This window comes from Sphingomonas sp. 4RDLI-65 (assembly GCF_049472435.1).
Classification (GTDB): domain Bacteria; phylum Pseudomonadota; class Alphaproteobacteria; order Sphingomonadales; family Sphingomonadaceae; genus Sphingomonas.
Genome location: NZ_JBCEBT010000002.1, coordinates 73,163 through 90,696 on the forward strand (window position 1 = coordinate 73,163; position 17,534 = coordinate 90,696).

The 17,534-nt window shown below is 67.2% G+C and carries 13 protein-coding genes; 9 read left to right on the forward strand and 4 right to left on the reverse strand.

Annotated features, from left to right (window positions below; all coding sequences use genetic code 11):
• The first annotated feature begins 32 nt into the window (after positions 1 to 32).
• Genes VH567_RS05245 through VH567_RS05255 form a run of 3 tightly spaced genes read left to right on the forward strand, consistent with a single transcriptional unit; the run spans position 33 to position 3,006 of the window.
• A complete protein-coding gene (locus tag VH567_RS05245; RefSeq protein WP_423323872.1) occupies positions 33 to 1,541 on the forward strand; it encodes a sensor histidine kinase in 1,509 nt (502 codons plus the stop codon).
• Positions 1,538 to 1,978 (forward strand): response regulator, encoded by a 441-nt coding sequence (locus VH567_RS05250; RefSeq protein WP_423323874.1) that lies wholly within the window; start codon positions 1,538 to 1,540, stop codon positions 1,976 to 1,978. Before VH567_RS05245 ends, VH567_RS05250 begins: the two co-directional genes overlap by 4 nt.
• Entirely contained in the window at positions 1,975 to 3,006 is a 1,032-nt protein-coding gene (locus VH567_RS05255) for a sensor histidine kinase (protein WP_423323876.1), read from the forward strand. The genes VH567_RS05250 and VH567_RS05255 overlap by 4 nt, the downstream gene beginning before the upstream one ends.
• Positions 3,007 to 3,205: 199 nt before the next feature.
• On the opposite strand, the gene VH567_RS05260 is transcribed toward VH567_RS05255, so the two are convergent.
• A complete protein-coding gene (locus tag VH567_RS05260) occupies positions 3,206 to 3,781 on the reverse strand; it encodes a TetR/AcrR family transcriptional regulator (protein ID WP_423323878.1) in 576 nt (191 codons plus the stop codon).
• Positions 3,782 to 3,960: 179 nt separating this feature from the next.
• On the opposite strand from VH567_RS05260, the gene VH567_RS05265 reads away from it, so the two are divergent.
• The 3 genes from VH567_RS05265 to VH567_RS05275 are packed head-to-tail and all read left to right on the forward strand — an operon-like array spanning position 3,961 to position 9,782.
• A complete protein-coding gene (locus tag VH567_RS05265; protein WP_423324979.1) occupies positions 3,961 to 5,133 on the forward strand; it encodes an efflux RND transporter periplasmic adaptor subunit in 1,173 nt (390 codons plus the stop codon).
• Positions 5,134 to 5,139: 6 nt separating this feature from the next.
• Positions 5,140 to 8,331: an efflux RND transporter permease subunit gene (locus VH567_RS05270; protein WP_423323880.1), complete on the forward strand. Its 3,192-nt coding sequence runs from the start codon at positions 5,140 to 5,142 to the stop codon at positions 8,329 to 8,331.
• A gap of 11 nt (positions 8,332 to 8,342) precedes the next feature.
• Positions 8,343 to 9,782, forward strand: a complete 1,440-nt coding sequence (locus VH567_RS05275) for an efflux transporter outer membrane subunit (RefSeq protein ID WP_423323882.1) — start codon at positions 8,343 to 8,345, stop codon at positions 9,780 to 9,782.
• A gap of 138 nt (positions 9,783 to 9,920) precedes the next feature.
• Here VH567_RS05275 and VH567_RS05280 read toward each other — a convergent pair whose 3' ends face one another.
• Positions 9,921 to 10,544 (reverse strand): NADPH-dependent FMN reductase, encoded by a 624-nt coding sequence (locus VH567_RS05280; RefSeq protein ID WP_423323884.1) that lies wholly within the window; start codon positions 10,542 to 10,544, stop codon positions 9,921 to 9,923.
• A gap of 205 nt (positions 10,545 to 10,749) precedes the next feature.
• Between VH567_RS05280 and VH567_RS05285 the strand changes: the two genes are divergently transcribed.
• From VH567_RS05285 to VH567_RS05295, 3 genes are all read left to right on the forward strand, one after another.
• Positions 10,750 to 12,906: a transglycosylase domain-containing protein gene (locus VH567_RS05285; protein ID WP_423324981.1), complete on the forward strand. Its 2,157-nt coding sequence runs from the start codon at positions 10,750 to 10,752 to the stop codon at positions 12,904 to 12,906.
• A gap of 251 nt (positions 12,907 to 13,157) precedes the next feature.
• Positions 13,158 to 14,159: a threonine aldolase family protein gene (locus tag VH567_RS05290; RefSeq protein WP_423323886.1), complete on the forward strand. Its 1,002-nt coding sequence runs from the start codon at positions 13,158 to 13,160 to the stop codon at positions 14,157 to 14,159.
• Positions 14,156 to 15,079, forward strand: coding sequence for a DMT family transporter (locus tag VH567_RS05295; RefSeq protein ID WP_423323888.1), 924 nt, complete (start codon positions 14,156 to 14,158; stop codon positions 15,077 to 15,079). The genes VH567_RS05290 and VH567_RS05295 overlap by 4 nt, the downstream gene beginning before the upstream one ends.
• Here the strand turns inward: VH567_RS05295 and VH567_RS05300 are convergent.
• Both VH567_RS05300 and VH567_RS05305 read right to left on the reverse strand, forming a co-directional pair.
• Complete coding sequence (locus VH567_RS05300; protein ID WP_423323890.1) at positions 14,992 to 15,828, reverse strand: NAD(P)-dependent oxidoreductase; 837 nt, start codon at positions 15,826 to 15,828, stop codon at positions 14,992 to 14,994. The two genes, VH567_RS05295 and VH567_RS05300, sit on opposite strands and share 88 nt — an antisense overlap.
• On the reverse strand, positions 15,825 to 17,507 hold the full coding sequence (locus VH567_RS05305; protein ID WP_423323892.1) for a M28 family metallopeptidase: 1,683 nt from the start codon (positions 17,505 to 17,507) through the stop codon (positions 15,825 to 15,827). Before VH567_RS05305 ends, VH567_RS05300 begins: the two co-directional genes overlap by 4 nt.
• Positions 17,508 to 17,534 lie beyond the last annotated feature (27 nt).

Genomic DNA, 17,534 nt, shown 5'->3' on the forward strand with positions numbered 1-17,534 from the left:
TAACGATCGGCACTCCCTTACAGCGCGAGTCCATGGTGCGCGTACGCTTGAATTTGCCCTCGTCCGAAGGTCGGGTCGCGCGGTGGCTGGTCGCCTTCATGACGCTCGGTTTCGTCGCGCTGGCGGCTGCGGCGATCGCGATCGGCTGGATCACGGTCCGCAACCGCACCTATACAGCCGAGATCCTCCACACCCAGGACGTCCGCCAGGCGGTCGCCACGCTGCATAGCCAGATGGAGCAGTCGGAGACGGCGCGGCGCGGCTACCTCCTCACCGGGATGCCCCTGTTCTCCGATGCTTACGCCCGGAGCGCGGGCAACCTCGCACCGTCGATCGCCACGCTGCGCCGCCTCACCGCCGACAATCCCAACCAGATCGCACGGCTCGACCTGATCGAGCCGCGCTTCATCCGGTTGCGCGCGCTCAGGGCGCAGTCGATGGCGCTGGTCACAGGCGGCCGGATCGCCGAGGCCCAGCGCCGGTTCGCGGTCGATGCCAGCGTGCCGCTGATGCGCGGCATCCGCTACCGATTGCAGGCGATGGCCGCCGACGAGGTCCGCCTGCTCGCGATCCGCAGCGGACGCCAGCAACAGACCAGCGCGCTATTCCTCTCGGTCGCCGGGCTCGCCGCCGCGCTGCTGCTGGTGGTCGCGATCCTCGCGATCCTGGTGATCCGCCGCTACACCGCCGATCTCGCCACCTCGCGCGACAGCCTGCGCGATCTCAACGAGACGCTCGAGGAGCAGGTGACGGAGCGCACCGCCGACCTCAGCCGCGCGAACGAGGAAATCCAGCGCTTCGCCTATATAGTCAGCCACGACCTGCGCTCGCCGCTGGTCAACGTGATGGGCTTCACCGCCGAACTCGCCACCGCCGCCGGGCCGCTCGCCGAACTGGTCGATCGCGCCGAGGCCGAGGCGCCGCACATCCTGACCGAGGACGCCCGGCTGGCGGCGCGCGAGGACCTGCCCGAGGCGATCGGCTTCATTCGCACCTCGACGCAGAAGATGGACCGGCTGATCAACGCCATCCTCAAGCTGTCGCGCGAAGGCCGTCGCACGATCGCACCCGAGCATGTCGACCCCGCGCAACTGGTCGACACGATCATCGGGTCGATCCAGCACGTGATCGACGATCGCGGCGCAGTCGTGCGCGTCGAGCGGCCGATCCCGGCGGTCGTCACCGATCGCCTCGCGCTCGAACAGATCCTGTCGAACCTGATCGAGAACGCCACCAAGTATCTGAAACCCGGCCGCCCCGGCGAGATCGTCGTAAGGGGGCACAAGGAACGCAACCGCGTGATCCTGTCGGTGGTCGACAATGGCCGCGGCATCGATCCGCGCGATCACCAGCGCGTGTTCGACCTGTTCCGCCGGTCGGGCGCGCAGGATCAGCCCGGCGAAGGCATCGGACTCGCGCATGTCCGCGCGCTGGCCTATCGTCTCGGCGGCACGATCGACGTGCAGTCGACGCTCGGCGACGGTGCCACCTTCCGCCTCAATCTTCCCACCGAACTGACGATTCAGGACATCAAGGCATGAACCAGCACCAGACCGTCGGGATCGTCATGATCGAGGACGACGAGGGCCATGCCCGGCTGATCGAAAAGAACATCCGTCGCGCCGGCATCCTGAACGACATCAAGCACTTCACCGACGGCACCACCGCGCTCGACTTCCTGTTCAACGCGGTCGACGGCCCGGCGAAAAGCGGCCCGGCGATGATCCTGCTCGATCTCAACCTGCCCGACATGAGCGGCACCGATATCCTGGCGCGGATCAAGGCGGAGGGCAGCCCGCTCAAGCGCACGCCGGTCGTCGTGCTGACCACCACCGACGACAAGATCGAGATCGAGCGCTGCTACGATCTCGGCTGCAACGTCTACATCACCAAGCCGGTGAACTATGAGAGCTTCGCGCAGGCGATCCGCCAGCTCGGGCTGTTCCTCTCGGTGATCCAGGTTCCCGACGCCGAGTGAGCGAGCCAAGCGTCCTCTACATCGACGACGACGCCGGCATCCGGCGGCTGGCGGCGCGTGCGCTCGAACGCCGCGGCTACCGCATGACCGTCGCCGAGACCGGTGCCGAGGGCGTGGTCAAGGCCGCCGCCGAGCGCTTCGACCTGATCGCGGTCGATCACTACATGCCCGGCATGGACGGCCTGGAAACGCTCGAAGCACTCCGCCGCCTGCCCGATCACCCGCCGATCGTGTACGTCACCGGTTCCGAGGAAGGCCGCATCGCCGTCGCCGCATTGAAGGCCGGCGCGTCGGATTACGTCGTGAAGACCGTCGGCGAGGATTTCTTCGACCTGCTCGCCGCCTCGTTCGCGCAGGTTCGCGCGCGCGCGCTGCTCGAACAGGAAAAGGCGTCCGCCGAAGCCGATCTCCGCGCCAGCAACGCGCGACTCGAGGCGCTGCTCGGTGAGGTCAACCACCGCGTCGCCAACTCGCTGCAACTCGTCTCGGCGATGGTCCGCCTCCAGGCGACCGCACTCACCGATCCGTCCGCCCGCGAAGCGCTCGAAGACACGCAACGCCGCATCCAGGCGATCGCGCAGGTCCACCGCCGGCTCTACACCAGCAACGACGTCGAGAGCGTCGACATGCAGGAATATCTAGGCGCGCTGGTCGACGAACTCGCCGAGACCTGGTCGACCGACGCCCTCCCGCGCGCGCTCAGCCTTGCCGCCGAGCCGATCCGCCTGCCGACGGACCGCGCGGTATCGCTTGGCGTGATCGTCACCGAACTCGTCACCAACGCCTGCAAATACGCCTACCCGACCGGCGGCGGCGAAGTCCGCGTCGCGCTGCGCCGGATCGACGACGACATCTTCCTGCTGGCGGTCGAAGACGATGGCTGCGGCATCCCCGAAGACGCGACGCCGCGCGGCACCGGCCTCGGCACGAAGCTGATCAAGGCGATGGCGCAATGCCTCCAGACGATCGTCGAATACGACCCGGCCCACACCGGCGTCCGCGCCACCCTCCGCGCGGCGGTACGGTAGAAGGCGCAAGCTAGACGGACTGATCCGCCTTTCGTGCTTTCTACCGTTCGTCCTGAGTAGCCATCGAGTAGCGGCATGGCCGCGTATCGAGAGGGCGTATCGAAGGACAGGTTAGCGCGCGAAACCGATGCTTCGATACGCGCCCTCGATACGCTTCTGCGAAGCTACTCGGTCGCTACTCAGCACGAACGGCTCTATCCTAAAGCGCACGCACAGCCGCCAGGATCATCCGCCCCGTCAACCGCGCGGTCTCGTCCTCCGACAGCCGCGGCCGCGACAGCGTGCGGTGGCCGAGCCCGAACATGAACGCGAGGATCAGTTCCTCCGCCCCTTCCAGCTCGTTCTCCTGCAAGTCCGGATTGGCGACGCAGGCGAGTTCGCGGATCATCTGGCGAAAGCCGCGGCACAGCTCGGCGATCGTATCGGCGACGTCGGTGTTGCGGTGCGCCTCCGCCATGATCTCGAACGACAACGCCTCGTCGCCCTTCGACAGCGCGCGCCGCGCGAGTTCGATGAACCCCTCCTCGATCGACAATCCCTCGCATTTTACCGAGTCGTTCATCGTCTGCAATTCGGCCATCTTCGCCGCGGCGTCCTCCAGGACGATTGCCTGGATGACGGCGTTCTTGCCCGTGAACAGGCGATAGATCTGACCGACCGAAACCCCTGCAGCGACAGCCAGTTCGGACATCGGGGTCTGATGAAACCCTTGAGTCGCAAACAGATGCCGGGCGGCGCCAACGATGCGCTCCCGGCTACCCAATTCATGCTGCACTGCACTCAAAATTAAATACCCGATGCGTTTTTTGGTTGACCCGCCGGTCGCACAATCCTAGCGGCCAAGCAAGCGGAATGAACGTTCATTCCGGTCAACCTATCTGCACGAACGTCGGGATGCTCAACATGCAGCGATTGAACCTCAAGGGATCGGTAGCCCTAGTCGCGCTGGCGCTAATGACGGCGTGCAGCAAGGAAGAGGCGCCACCGCCGCCGCCGACGCCGACCGTCGGTGTCGTCACCGTCGGCGAGGAGCCGGTCGTGCTCACGTCCGAACTGCCAGGGCGTATCGCTGCCGTAGAGACGTCCGAAGTGCGTCCGCAGGTCAGCGGCGTGGTCCGCGATCGCCTCTTCACCGAGGGTGCGATGGTCAGCAAGGGCCAGGTTCTCTACGCGATCGAGGACGCGCCTTACCGCGCGGCTCTCGCCAGTGCGCAGGGCCAGCTCGGCGCCGCCCAGTCGCAGATCAACGCGACCCGCCTCCAGGCCCAGCGCTACGGCCAGCTCGTCGCGCTCAACGCGGTCAGCAAGCAGGAGGCGGACAACGCCACCGCATCCGCCCAGCAGGCGCGCGCCAATGTTGCAGCGCAGCAGGCGGCGGTCCAGTCGGCCCGCGTCAACCTCGGCTTCACCCGCATCAAGGCGCCGATCTCGGGCCGCATCGGCCGGTCGCTCGTGACCGTCGGCGCGCTCGTCCAGACCGGCCAGACCGATCCGCTCGCGACGATCCAGCGCACCAACACCGTCTATGTCGACGTCGTGCAGTCGGCAGCCCAGCTGCTCGATCTCAAGCAGGCGATGGCGACCGGCGGCGTGACCCGCGGCGACGGCAGCGCGCGCGTCCAGCTGATCCTTCCCAACGGCAGCACCTATCCGATCGAGGGCCGCCTGCAATTCTCCGAAGTCACGGTCGACCAGACCACAGGCGCGGTCACGCTGCGTGCGAGCTTCCCCAACCCCAACGGTCTGTTGCTGCCGGGCATGTACGTCCGTGCGAAACTGGTCGAGGGCACCCGGCGCAACGCGATCATGGCGCCCACCGCGGGCATCACGCGCGATCCGCGCGGCGGTGCGACCGCTTTGGTCGTCAACGCGCAGAACAAGGTCGAACAGCGTAACGTCACGACCGACCGCGTGATCGGCGACAAGTGGATCGTCACCAGCGGCCTGAAGCCAGGCGACAAGCTGATCGTCGAGGGGCTGCTCAACCTGCGCCCCGGCTCGACCGTCAAGCCCGCTGCCCCGCAGCAGGTCGGCAAGCCCGCCGGTGCGCCCGGCGCTGCCCCCGGTGGCGCCGCAGCGGGCGGCGATCCCGCAGCCGGCAACACCTCCGCGCAGGCCGGGAAGTAACCGCCCATGTCACGCTATTTCATCGATCGACCCATCTTCGCATGGGTTATCGCCATCATCCTGATGCTGGCGGGTATCCTCGCGATCCGTCAGCTGCCGATCGCCCAGTTCCCTGAGATCGCCGCCCCCAAGGTGACGGTCGCGACGTCCTATCCGGGCGCCGACGCGCAGACGCTCGAGAACACCACGACACAGATCATCGAGCAGCAGATGAAGGGGATCGACAACCTTCGCTACTTCGCCTCGACTTCGGACGGCTCGGGCAACCTCGCGATCACGCTCACCTTCGAGCAGGGTACCGATCCCGACATCGCGCAGGTCCAGGTGCAGAACAAGCTGCAGCAGGCGACGCCGTTGTTGCCGCAGGAAGTCCAGCAGGCCGGTCTTCGCGTGACCAAGGCGACCGCCAACTTCCTGCTCGTGATCGCCGCCTATTCCGAGAATGGCGCGCACGATCAGGTCGATCTCGGCGACATGATCGCCTCGAAGCTCCAGGATCCGCTCAGCCGCATCAAGGGCGTCGGCGACACGCAGGTGTTCGGCGCGCAATATTCGATGCGCATCTGGGTCGATCCCTTCAAGATGTCGAACCTCGGCGTCACCGTCACCGACATCACGTCGGCGCTGACCGCGCAGAACGCCCAGGTTTCGGCGGGTCAGGTCGGCAGTCTGCCGGCGGTGAAGGGCCAGTCGCTCAACGCCACCGTCACCGCACAGTCGCGGTTGCAGACGCCCGAACAGTTCCGCGCGATCATCGTCCGGTCGGCAACCAGCGGCGCGACCGTCAAGCTGGCCGACGTCGCCCGTGTCGAGATGGGCTCGGAAAACTACAGCTTCCAGGCACGCTACAACGGCAAGCAGGCGGCAGGCTTCGGCGTGAAGCTGGCGCCGGGCGCGAACGCGCTCGACACCGTCAAGCTGGTCAAGGCCGAGGTGAACCGGATCGCCAAGCAGTTCCCGTCCGACGTCAAGGTCGCGTTCCCGGTCGATAACTCGACCTTCGTGCGGCTGTCGGTCGAGCAGGTCGTCCATACGCTGGTCGAGGCGATCGTCCTCGTCTTCCTCGTGATGTTCCTGTTCCTTCAGAATTTCCGCGCCACGCTGATCCCGACGATCGCGGTGCCGGTGGTGCTGCTGGGCTCGCTCGGCGTGCTGTACGCGGCCGGGTTCACGATCAACACGCTGACCCTGTTCGGCATGGTGCTGGCGATCGGCCTGCTCGTCGATGACGCGATCGTCGTCGTCGAGAACGTCGAGCGACTGATCCAGGAAGAGGGACTTTCGCCGAAGGAAGCCGCCAAGAAGTCGATGGACGAGATCAGCGGCGCGCTGGTCGGTATCGGCCTGGTGCTGTCGGCGGTGTTCCTGCCGATGGCGTTCTTCAGCGGCTCGACCGGCGTGATCTTCCGCCAGTTCTCGATCACGATCGTGTCGTCGATGGTGCTCTCGGTGCTGGTCGCGTTGATCCTCACGCCCGCGCTCTGCGCCACCATCCTGAAGCCGTCGAAGCAGGATCACGGCGAGAAGAAGGGCTTTTTCGGCTGGTTCAACCGCACCTTCGACAAGGGCGTCGGCAAATACGGCAACGGCCTGCGCCGCGTCGAGAAAGGCTGGGTCCGCACGATGCTGGTCTATGCCGTGATCGTCGTCGCGATGGCCTTCATCTTCGTGCGCCTGCCGTCGGGCTTCCTCCCCGAGGAAGATCAGGGGCTGATGTTCGCCCAGGTCTCGATGCCTACGGGCACGCCGATGGAGGAAACCGCGCGGACGATGGACAAGCTGCGCGATCACTTCCTCGTCGACGAGAAGGCCAACGTCGCGGGCATCTTCACGATCAGCGGCTTCGGCTTCGTCGGCCAGGGCCAGAATGTCGGCCTCGCCTTCATCCAGCTGAAGCCGTGGGAGGATCGTAGCGGTGCCGAGAACACCGTCGCCGCGGTCGCCGCGCGCGCCAACCAGGCGCTCGCCGGGATCCGCGCCGGCATGGTGATCGGCTTCGTGCCGCCCGCCGTGCAGGAACTCGGCAACGCCAACGGCTTCGACTTCATGCTGAAGGACAATGCCGGCGTCGGGCACGAGAAGCTGCTCGAGGCGCGCAACATGCTGCTCGGCATGGCCAGCCAGGACAAGCGCCTGATGCAGGTCCGCCCGAACGGCCTGGAGGATGCGCCACAGCTGAAACTGAACGTCGACCAGGCCGAAGCAGGCGCACTCGGCCTCAGCCAGGCGGACATCAACACCACCGTCAGCACCGCGTTCGGTGGCGCCTACATCAACGACTTCATCGACCGTGGTCGCGTGAAGAAGGTGTATGTCCAGGCCGACGCACCGTTCCGTACCTCGCCTGCCGATCTCGGCAACTTCTACGTCCGCGGCACCACCAGCGGTGCGATGGCACCGTTCTCGTCCTTCTCGACGACGCAGTGGCAGTACGGCCCATCACGACTCGAACGCTATAACGGCGTAGCCTCGTTCGAGATCATGGGCTCGCCGGCACCGGGCGTCAGCAGCGGCACCGCGATCAAGGCGATGGAGGAGATGGCGGCCAAGCTGCCCCCCGGCATCGGCTATGAATGGACCGGCCTCAGCTACGAGGAAAACCTGTCCGCCGGCCAGTCGACCACGGTCTATGCGCTGTCGCTGCTGATCGTGTTCCTCTGCCTTGCCGCGCTGTACGAGAGCTGGTCGATCCCGATCGCCGTCCTGCTGGTGGTGCCGCTCGGCGTCCTCGGCGCGGTCGCCGCGGCGATGATCTTCGGCCTGAACAACGACATCTACCTCCAGGTCGGGCTGATCACGACGATCGGCGTGGCGGCGAAGAACGCGATCCTGATCGTGGAGTTCGCCGAGGAGAAGATGGGCGACGGGATGAACGCGGCCGATGCCGCGGTCGAGGCGGCGAAGCTTCGCCTTCGCCCGATCCTGATGACGTCGTTCGCGTTCATCTTCGGCGTGTTGCCGCTCGCACTGTCGAGCGGTGCCGGCGCCGGCGGCCAGAACGCGATCGGCTGGGCGGTGGTCGGCGGCATGCTGTCCGCGACCGTCCTCGCGATCTTCTTCGTGCCGCTGTTCTTCCTGCTCGTGAAGCGCGTCTTCAAGCAGGACAAGGCGGACACGCGGAACGACCGTGCGCATGATGATGACAACCGTGACGGCACGACCACGCCGCCCCACGACCAGCGGCCGCAGGAGGCCTGATCCAGATGTCCATGCTCAAGCTCTCCAGCCGCACCGCGCTCACCTTTGCCGCCGGGCTCACGCTCGCCGGCTGTAACCTGGCCCCCAAATACGTCCGGCCGGAGCTTCCCGTGGCGCCGACCGGACCGACCGGCCCCGCGTATGCGGCGGGCGATGCGGCCAGCGCGATCGTGCCCGCCGACACCGCGTGGGAGGCGTTCTTCACCGACGATCGCCTGCGCGGCGTGATCCGTCTCGCGCTCGACAACAATCGCGACGTCCGCATCGCGGTCGCCAACGTCGCCCAGGCGCGCGCGCAATACCGCGTCCAGCGCGCCGATCTGTTCCCGACGATCGGCGGCACCGGCAGCGCAACGTATCAGAAGTCCCCGGTCGGTGCGATCGGCGCCGGCGCGGGCGGCGGCGCGGCGGCAGGCGCAGGTCGCTTCGACATCTATTCCGCGACCGTCGGCGTCTCCGCGTGGGAGATCGATCTCTTCGGCCGCATCCGCAACCTGACCCAGGCGCAGCAGGAGGCGTATTTCGCCGCCGAGGAAAACCGCAACGCCGCACAGGTCTCGCTGATCGCCGAGACTGCGACCGCGTGGCTGTCGATGGCCGCGGACCAGGATCGCCTCAAGATCGCCCAGGATACCGAACGCGCATTCGGCCAGACGCTGAAGCTCACGCAGGACCGCTTCCGCATCGGCATCGCCTCCGAACTCGAGGTCCGCCAGGCGCGCACGACCTACGATCAGGCCCGCTCGGACATCGCCGATGCGACCACGCTCATCGCGCAGGACCAGAACGCGTTGAACCTGCTCGCCGGCACGACGGTGACGCAGGATCTTCTCCCGATGCGGATGCCGGACAAGACGCCGACGCTGGAGAATCTTCCCGCCAATTTGTCGTCCGAAGTGCTGTTGCGCCGTCCCGACGTCGCCGCCGCCGAGCATAACCTGATCGCGGCGAACGCCAATATCGGTGCGGCCCGCGCGGCGTTCTTCCCGAACATCTCGCTCACCGCGGCGTTCGGCACGCTCAGCCTCGGCCTGTCGAACCTGTTCGGCAGCGGCAGCCAGCAATGGTCGGTCGCGCCGACGATCACCCAGCCGATCTTCGATTTCGGCCGCAACAAGGGCAATCTCAACTACGCCAAGGCGACGCGCGACGCGATGCTGGCGACGTATGAGAAGAGCGTCCAGACCGGCTTCCGCGAGGTCGCCGATGCCCTGGCGCGGCGCGGCACGATCAATGGCCAGCTCGAGGCACAGACCTCGCTGCGCGATAACGCGGCGGGCGCGTTCAAGCTGTCGGAACTCCGCTTCCGCGCCGGGATCGATCCGTTCCTCAACACGCTCGATTCGCAACGCTCGCTCTACACCGCGCAGCAGAGCCTGCTGGCGACGCGACTGGTGCGCGATACCAACGCGGTCGAACTCTACCGCTCGCTGGGCGGCGGCCTGAAGTAACGACCGGGTAATCCTCCCCTGAAAGGGGAGGTGGCTGGCCCTTGCCAGACGGAGGGGTGACCCGCTCTCAGCAGGGCGATACCCCTCCGTCGCGTCGCGACACCTCCCCCTTGCGGGGGAGGATCGAAGGAGTCGCCGTTAGTTCGCCGGCTCCGACAGCGGCGCGAACCGAGCGACCTGGCGCCCCACCAGCCGCAGCTGCTCGATCACCGCAGGATCGTTCGCCCCGCCCTCGTCGTCGAACTTGGTCACCTGCGTATTGATCGCCGCCGCAAACGGCGTCGGCCACCCGCGCAGCGCATGGACGATCGAGCGCAGCGCCGCGATCGTGCTCCCGGTCGCCTGCCAGCCATACGCCGTGGCGATCAGCCCGACCGGCATGTCCGCCAGATACGGCCGCTCGGGATCGCGCGCAGTCTCCTCGAGCAGGTCGAGCGCGTTCTTCACCACGCCCGAGATGCTGCCGTGATAGCCGGGACTCGCGATGATCACCGCCGACGCCTCGCGCACCGCCGCCACGAACGCCTGTTCGTCGGGCGTGCGCGTCGTCGCCTTCGGGTCGTAGAGCGGCAGGCGGGCCATGTCGGCGCCGCCGAACATCTGCGTGCGATAGCCCTGTTTCTCGACCGCATCGAGCGCGATCCGGAGTGCGCGCTCGGTCGACGACACGCCGCCGATCGTGCCGCCGATACCGACGACCAGCGGCAAGGCGGGGGGAAGAGTATCGGAAGCGGCCACGGGTTCATCCTGTTCGAACGTCATGGCATCGCTCTTCCCCGTTTCCCGGTGCGATGACAACCGCCGTTCGACACGTCTTCGCGCACCGATCACACCGGCGCTGTCGCTAAGCCCCTGTACACGTTAAGCATGCGCAAAGGCCGGGCGCGTGCACATACGCTTGCCCGAGCTGTCATAGAACGATAATACACCCGATGTCCGCCGCTTGGCCGACCCGCTGGAACGACCGATGCGCCCCGATCCCTTCGACACCACCCGTTCCAGCTCAAGCGGCGACCGCGAGCCCTATGCGTATGAGCGCGAGCGGCTGATCACCGAACGCGAACGCCTCCGCCAGAAATACGATCGCGAGCGCGACGGCGACGAGCCCGAGCCGTATGGCGACCGCGACGCGCTGCCGCCCTACGCCGCCGCGCGCGTACCGCGGCGCAAGCGCCCGATCGGCCGCTGGATCCTGCGCGGCTTCGGCATCGGCATCGTCCTGCTGGTGATCGCGATCATCTGGCTGGCGATCACCGCACCCTTGTCCAAGTCGCTCCAGCCGCCGACGCCGCCCTCGATCACGCTGACCGCGGACGACGGCACGCCGATCGCCCGTCGCGGCGCGATCATCGGCAAGTCGGTCGACGCGGCCAAGCTCCCGCCGCACGTGACGCAGGCGTTCCTCGCGATCGAAGACCGGCGATTCTATTCGCACTGGGGCATCGATCCGCGCGGCATCGCCCGCGCAGCCTGGGCAAACCTAGGCTCGGGCGGGGTGCGCCAGGGTGGCTCGACCATCACGCAGCAGCTTGCGAAGAACGCCTTCCTCGATTCGGATCGCACCGCGACGCGAAAAATCCGCGAGGCGATGATCGCCTTCTGGCTCGAGGCATGGCTGTCGAAGGACGAAATCCTCTCGCGCTATCTCTCGAACGTCTATTTCGGCGACAACACCTACGGGATCAGCGCGGCCGCCAAGCATTATTTCGGCCGCACCCCCGACAAGCTGAACGTGGGCCAAGCGGCGATGCTCGCCGGACTGGTCAAGGCCCCGTCCCGCCTCGCCCCCACTTCCAACCTCGAAGGCGCGCGCAAGCGGGAAGCCGTCGTGGTCGGCGCGATGGTCGACGCCGGCTTCCTCACCAAGGCGGAAGGCGACGCGGTCCAGCCGCAGCGCGTGCTCGGCAGCCGCCCGTCGCAGCTCCCCAACGGCACCTATTTCGCCGACTGGATCCTGCCCGAAGCGCGCGACCAGGCGGGCGAGATCAAGACCGAGGCGACCGTCCAGACGACGCTCGATCCCCGCCTGCAACGCGCCGCCGAGCGCACCGTCGCGCGCGCCGGCCTGCGTGAAGCACAGGTCGCGCTGGTCGCGATGCGTCCCGACGGCCGGGTCGTCGCGATGGTCGGCGGCAAGAACTACGCGAAAAGCCCCTTCAACCGCGCGACGCAAGCACGCCGTCAGCCCGGCTCGACCTTCAAGCTGTTCGTCTACCTCGCCGCGATGCGTCAGGGCATGACGCCCGATTCGACGATCGAAGACCGCCCGGTAACGATCGGCGACTGGACCCCAAAGAACAGCGACGGCCGCTATCAGGGCACGATCACGTTGCGCCAGGCCTTCGCGCGCTCGTCCAACGTCGCCGCGGCACGGCTCACGCAACAGGTCGGCGTAAAGGCGGTGATCAAGGCGGCGCGCGATCTCGGCATCTCGACGCCGATCCCGAGTGAGGCGACGATCGGCCTAGGCACCTCGACCGTATCGCTGCTCGAACTGACCGCCGCCTATGCCGCGATCGCGCGCGAGCAATATCCGGTCCAGCCGCGCGGCCTCGCCGACGTCCGCGAGAAGGGCTGGTACCAGTCGCTGACCGGCGGCGCGACCGAGATGCCGAGCAAGATCCACGACGAGATGCTCGACCTGCTCGCCGCCTCGATCCGCACCGGCACCGGCCGCGGCGCGAACCTGACGGTCGACGCGTTCGGCAAGACCGGCACGACGTCGGACAACAAGGACGCGCTGTTCGTCGGCTTCGCGCGCGATCTGGTGGTCGGCGTATGGGTCGGCAACGACGACAATTCCTCCAACCCCGGCCTGTCGGGCGGCGGCATCCCCGCACGAATCTGGCGCGACTTCATGCAGAGCGCGCTGGGCATCGCACCGGTCGCGGCCCCTGCCCCGGCAGTCGAGGAAGTCGACCCGGATGCGCTGCCGTCGGACGACCAAGACAATGCGATGCTGCCGCTGGGCGGCGAAATCGAAGGCCTCGGCTTCAACCTGAAGATGGGCGAGGACGGCACCATCTCCGTCGGCCCCTCCCGCCGCGACCGCGAAGAAGGCCCGCCCCCCCGGGATGACCGGAGGCCGCCGGAAGAAGAACAAGGGCCTGACGAGGGGCAGTAGTTCGGCGATCGGCGCTATCTGGAGACTGACCACCACCCCGGCCATTTCTAACCACCCCGGCAACTTCTAACCACCCCGGCGGAGGCCGGGGCCCAATTGGAAAGGTCGCAGTAACTACGCGCGGTCCTTCGCCACTTACCGCCCCCAATTGGGCCCCGGCCTCCGCCGGGGTGGAAGAGTAAAAGCGTGGAGTCGCAACTCAACCGGAAGCCCCCGTTGACGCCACCACCGCATCGCAGCATGTCCTCCCCATGCGCTTCTTCTCCGACAACGCCGCCACGATCCACTCGCACGTCATGGCCGCGATCGCCGCCGCCGACACGCTCGACACCGCCTATGCCGGCGACGCGTGGAGCCAGCAGCTCGACGGCCGCCTGTCGGACCTCTTCGAAACCCAGGTCGCCGTCCTCTGGGTCCCCACCGGCACCGCCGCCAACTGCCTAGCGCTCGCAGCCCTCTGCCCCCCGCACGGCGGCATCGTCTGCCACCGCGACGCGCACATCCAGAACGACGAGGGCGGCGCGCCCGAATTCTACACCCACGGCGCCAAGCTGTTCCTGGCCGACGGCGACGGCGCCAAGATGACGCCCGACACGATCCGCACCGTCATCGACGCGATCGCCGACGACGTCCACCGCGTCCAGCCGCACGCGATCTCGATCACCAACGCCACCGAATACGGCCGCGTCTACCAGCCCCACGAGGTCGCGGAGATCGGCGCGCTGGCCAGGGACCGCGGGCTCGGCTTCCACATGGACGGCGCGCGCTTCGCCAACGCGATGGCACGCGCCGGCTGCTCCCCCGCCGAGATGACGTGGCGCGCTGGAGTCGACGCGCTGAGCTTCGGCTTCGTCAAGAACGGCGCGATGAGCGCGGAGGCACTGGTCTTCTTCAAGCCCGACCTCGCCGCCGTCACGCAATACCGCCGCAAGCGCGCCGGGCTATTGTTGTCGAAGGGCCGCTACCTCGCTGCGCAGATCCTCGCGATGCTCGAGAACGACCTCTGGCTCGCCAACGCCAAGGCCGCGAACGACGCCGCCGCCAAGCTCGCCGCCGCGGCCGGCAACCGCCTCGTCCACCCGGTCGAGGCAAACGAGGTCTTCCTCCGCGCGACGCCGGATGAAGCCGCAGCCCTCCGCGCGAAAGGCTTCGACTTCTACGACTGGGCGGCCGGTGAAATCCGGCTCGTTACAGCCTGGGACAGCCCCGCAGACGCGGTCGCCCTGCTCGCCGATGCGATCCGGGAGTTATGACTCCCGGTCCAACCGATCCTCCCCAGTCGACCCGCGCGGCCGTGCTGATCCCGTTCGGCATCGTCACGCTGATCTGGGGCTCGACCTGGCTCGTCATCCGCGACCAGATCGCGGTCGTCCCGCCGAGCTGGTCGATCAGCTACCGCTTCCTCGTCGCCGGCATCGCCATGGCGATCTACGCGAGCATCAAGCGCGAGAGCTTCAAGTTCGACGCCCGCGGCTACGCATTTGCGGCAGTGATCGGCATCGCGCTGTTCACGCTCAACTTCAACTTCGTCTACCGCGCCGAACATTATGTGACGTCGGGGCTGGTGGCGGTGGTGTTCGCGCTCCTGCTAGTCCCCAACGCGATTTTCGGCCGAATCTTCCTGAAGCAACGCCTCGGACGACAGCTTATGGTCGGCTGCGCAGTGGCGATGGCCGGCGTCGCCCTCCTGTTCATCAACGAAGCACACGTCGATCCACACGGCCCCCGCTCCGCGACGATCGGCATCGTCCTGACGCTGTGCGGCGTGATGGCGGCGTCGGTCGCCAACGTCATCCAGGGCAGCGCGTTCGCGAAGCGCTATCCGATGGCACCGACGCTCGCGATCGCGATGCTGATCGGCGCGTGTCTCGATGCGGCGTTCGCGTGGATCACCACCGGGCCGCCGGTGTTCGAGCCGCGTTTCGGCTATGTCGCGGGCATCCTCTATCTCGGCGTGTTCGCGTCGGCGCTCGCCTTCCCGCTGTATTTCAACGTCATCCGCGCGATCGGCCCGGCGAAGGCGGCCTATTCGGGCGTGATCGTGCCGGTGATCGCGATGCTGCTATCGACGATCTTCGAGCGCTATCACTGGTCGACCCTGGCGGTTGCCGGCGCGATATTGTCCGGCATCGGGCTCGTCATCGCGCTCAGCGCACGCAGGCCGGCACGGTAGTCGGGCCAGGCGGGTGCCCAGCCGAGCACCCGCTTCGCCTTGCCGTTCGCCACCCGCCGGTTCTCGTTATAGAAGCCGCGCCCCATCGCCGAGAGTTCCTCGAGCGTCACGAACGGCGGCGCGGGCATCCCCAGCAGCATCGCCGCGAACGCCACAACGTCGTTCTGCGACGCGGGGACATCGTCGGCAATGTTATACGCCCCCGCCGGCGCATCGAACCCGGCGATCACGCCGGAGACGATATCGTCGACATGCGCGCGGCTGAACACCTGCCCCGGTCGATCGATCCGGTGCGCCTTGCCGTCGCGCACCCGGTCGAGCGGCGACCGTCCCGGCCCATAGATCCCTGGCAACCGGAACGTTCGCGCACCAATGGCCAGCCAGTCCGCATCCGCCGCCGCTCGCGCGCTCCGGCGACCACCACCGATCGGCGCAGTCTCGTCCACCCACGCGCCCTGCGCATCGCCGTACACCCCGGTCGACGACAGATACCCGATCCACGCGCGCATCCGCGGTAACAGCGAACCGTAGCGCCCGAGCACGGGGTCCGCCTCATGCTCGGGCGGCACCGACGACAGGATATGCGTCGCCGCAGCAATCTCAGCCGTCACCGCGTCCGTATCGTCGAACCGGAGCGTATCGCCGCGCCCGTCCCGCGTCATGCCGACGACATGCCAGCCATCCGCTGCGAGCCGCGCGGCAAGTCGGGAAGCGGTGTAGCCGAGACCGAAGACCAGCAGCCGGCTCATGGCGCGACCGCCGCGCCAGCCATTGGCCCCTTATACAACGTCCCGAAATAGTCGCCCGCATTCCACACCGGCCGCTGCGCGCCGTCGGCGATCTCGCGCGCGATCCGGTAGTTCGCATCGACGAACCGCACGCCCTGATCCCACAGAATCGGCTGCGTCAGGTCGTCCGACGGCTTATGATAATTGTTCGCCATGAAATACGCGACCGCCGCCTTGCCCGGCCCCTTCTGACCAGGCCACAGGAACACCGAAGGGATGCCCTTCTGGACGAAACGGAAGTGATCCGAGCGGACGAAGATGCCTTCCTCCGGCATCGGATCGGGCGACAGGCCGACGCCGATCGCCGCCACCGCCTTCTGCACGATCGGGCCGATCGTCGAACGCTCGGCGCCGAACACGACCATGTCCTCGAACTTGTAGGTCAGGATCGGCATGTCGAGGTTCACGTCCGCGACGATCGAGGTCAGCGGCACGGTCGGGTGGTTGGTGAAGTAATCGCTACCGACCAGCCCCTTCTCCTCGCCGGTGACCGCCAGGAACATGATCGTGCGCTTGGGCCCCTGCCCACTGGCCGTGAAACGCCTGGCCTCCTCGATCAGGCTGGCGATACCGATCGCATTGTCGAGCGCGCCGTTGTTCAGCGCGTCGCCCTTTACCGGCTTCGTGATGCCGATGTGATCGAGATGCGCCGACAGCACGACGACCTCCTTGCCGACCACCGGATCGCTGCCGGGGATCACGCCGACGACGTTGCTGCTGGCGGCGGGCACAAAGCTTGTCTTGGTCGCGACGGTGAGCGTGCCGACCAGCGGCATCGACTTGAACTTTGCGTTGTCGCTGTCCGCCTGCTTGACGATCCGACTCCAAGGCGTCTTCGCACCGGCGAACAGCTTGGCCGCGCCGACCATGCTGACCGTCCCGAGCGACGGCGCCCCGGGCGCATCGACCTTGCCAGTGCCATCGGGGTTCGCCCACGTCATCCGCGGCGTCGCATAGAACTCGGCCGTCTTGGCGAACGTCCGAACCTTGGCGGAGCGCGGGCTTTCGAGCAGGATCACGCCCACCGCGCCCTTGGCCTCGGCGATCCGCGTCTTGGTGCTGGCCGACCCGAAGAACGCGCGCTCCTCGCCGGCGAACCGCGTCGGCACGCTACCGAAAAGGGCGACGATCTTGCCGCGCACGTCGACGCCCTTGTAATCGTCCTGGCCATATTGCGGCGCTTCGATGCCGTAGCCGACGAACACGACGGGCGCCGAAACGCTGGTCTCCGCCTTCGCGCCGTTCGCGGCAGGCACGTAATCCTGACCGAACACGAGCGGCTGCGCGGCCCCGCGCCCGGTCCAGACGAAGTCGCCCTTGCTCGCCGCCTTGTAGCTGACCAGCGGCACCTTCTGGAGATAGCCGCCCTGATCGCCACCGGGGCGAAGCCCAGCCGCATAGAATTGCGCGGCGACATACTGCGCAGCGATATCGAACTCAGGGCTGCCAGCCTCACGCCCCTTCATCGCATCCGACGCGAGGAACAGCACGTGCGCCTTCATCGCCGCCTGATCGGCGGGCAGCGGGGCTGCGAGCTTGGCGTTCAACTCGGCAATATTCGGAGCCGTAACGGGCGCAGTCTGAGCCAGCGCAGACGTAGAAAGCGCGAGCACCGCGAGCGCGCCGAGAGGACGATACATCCGGAAATCCTTGCAAAGGGAACGTGT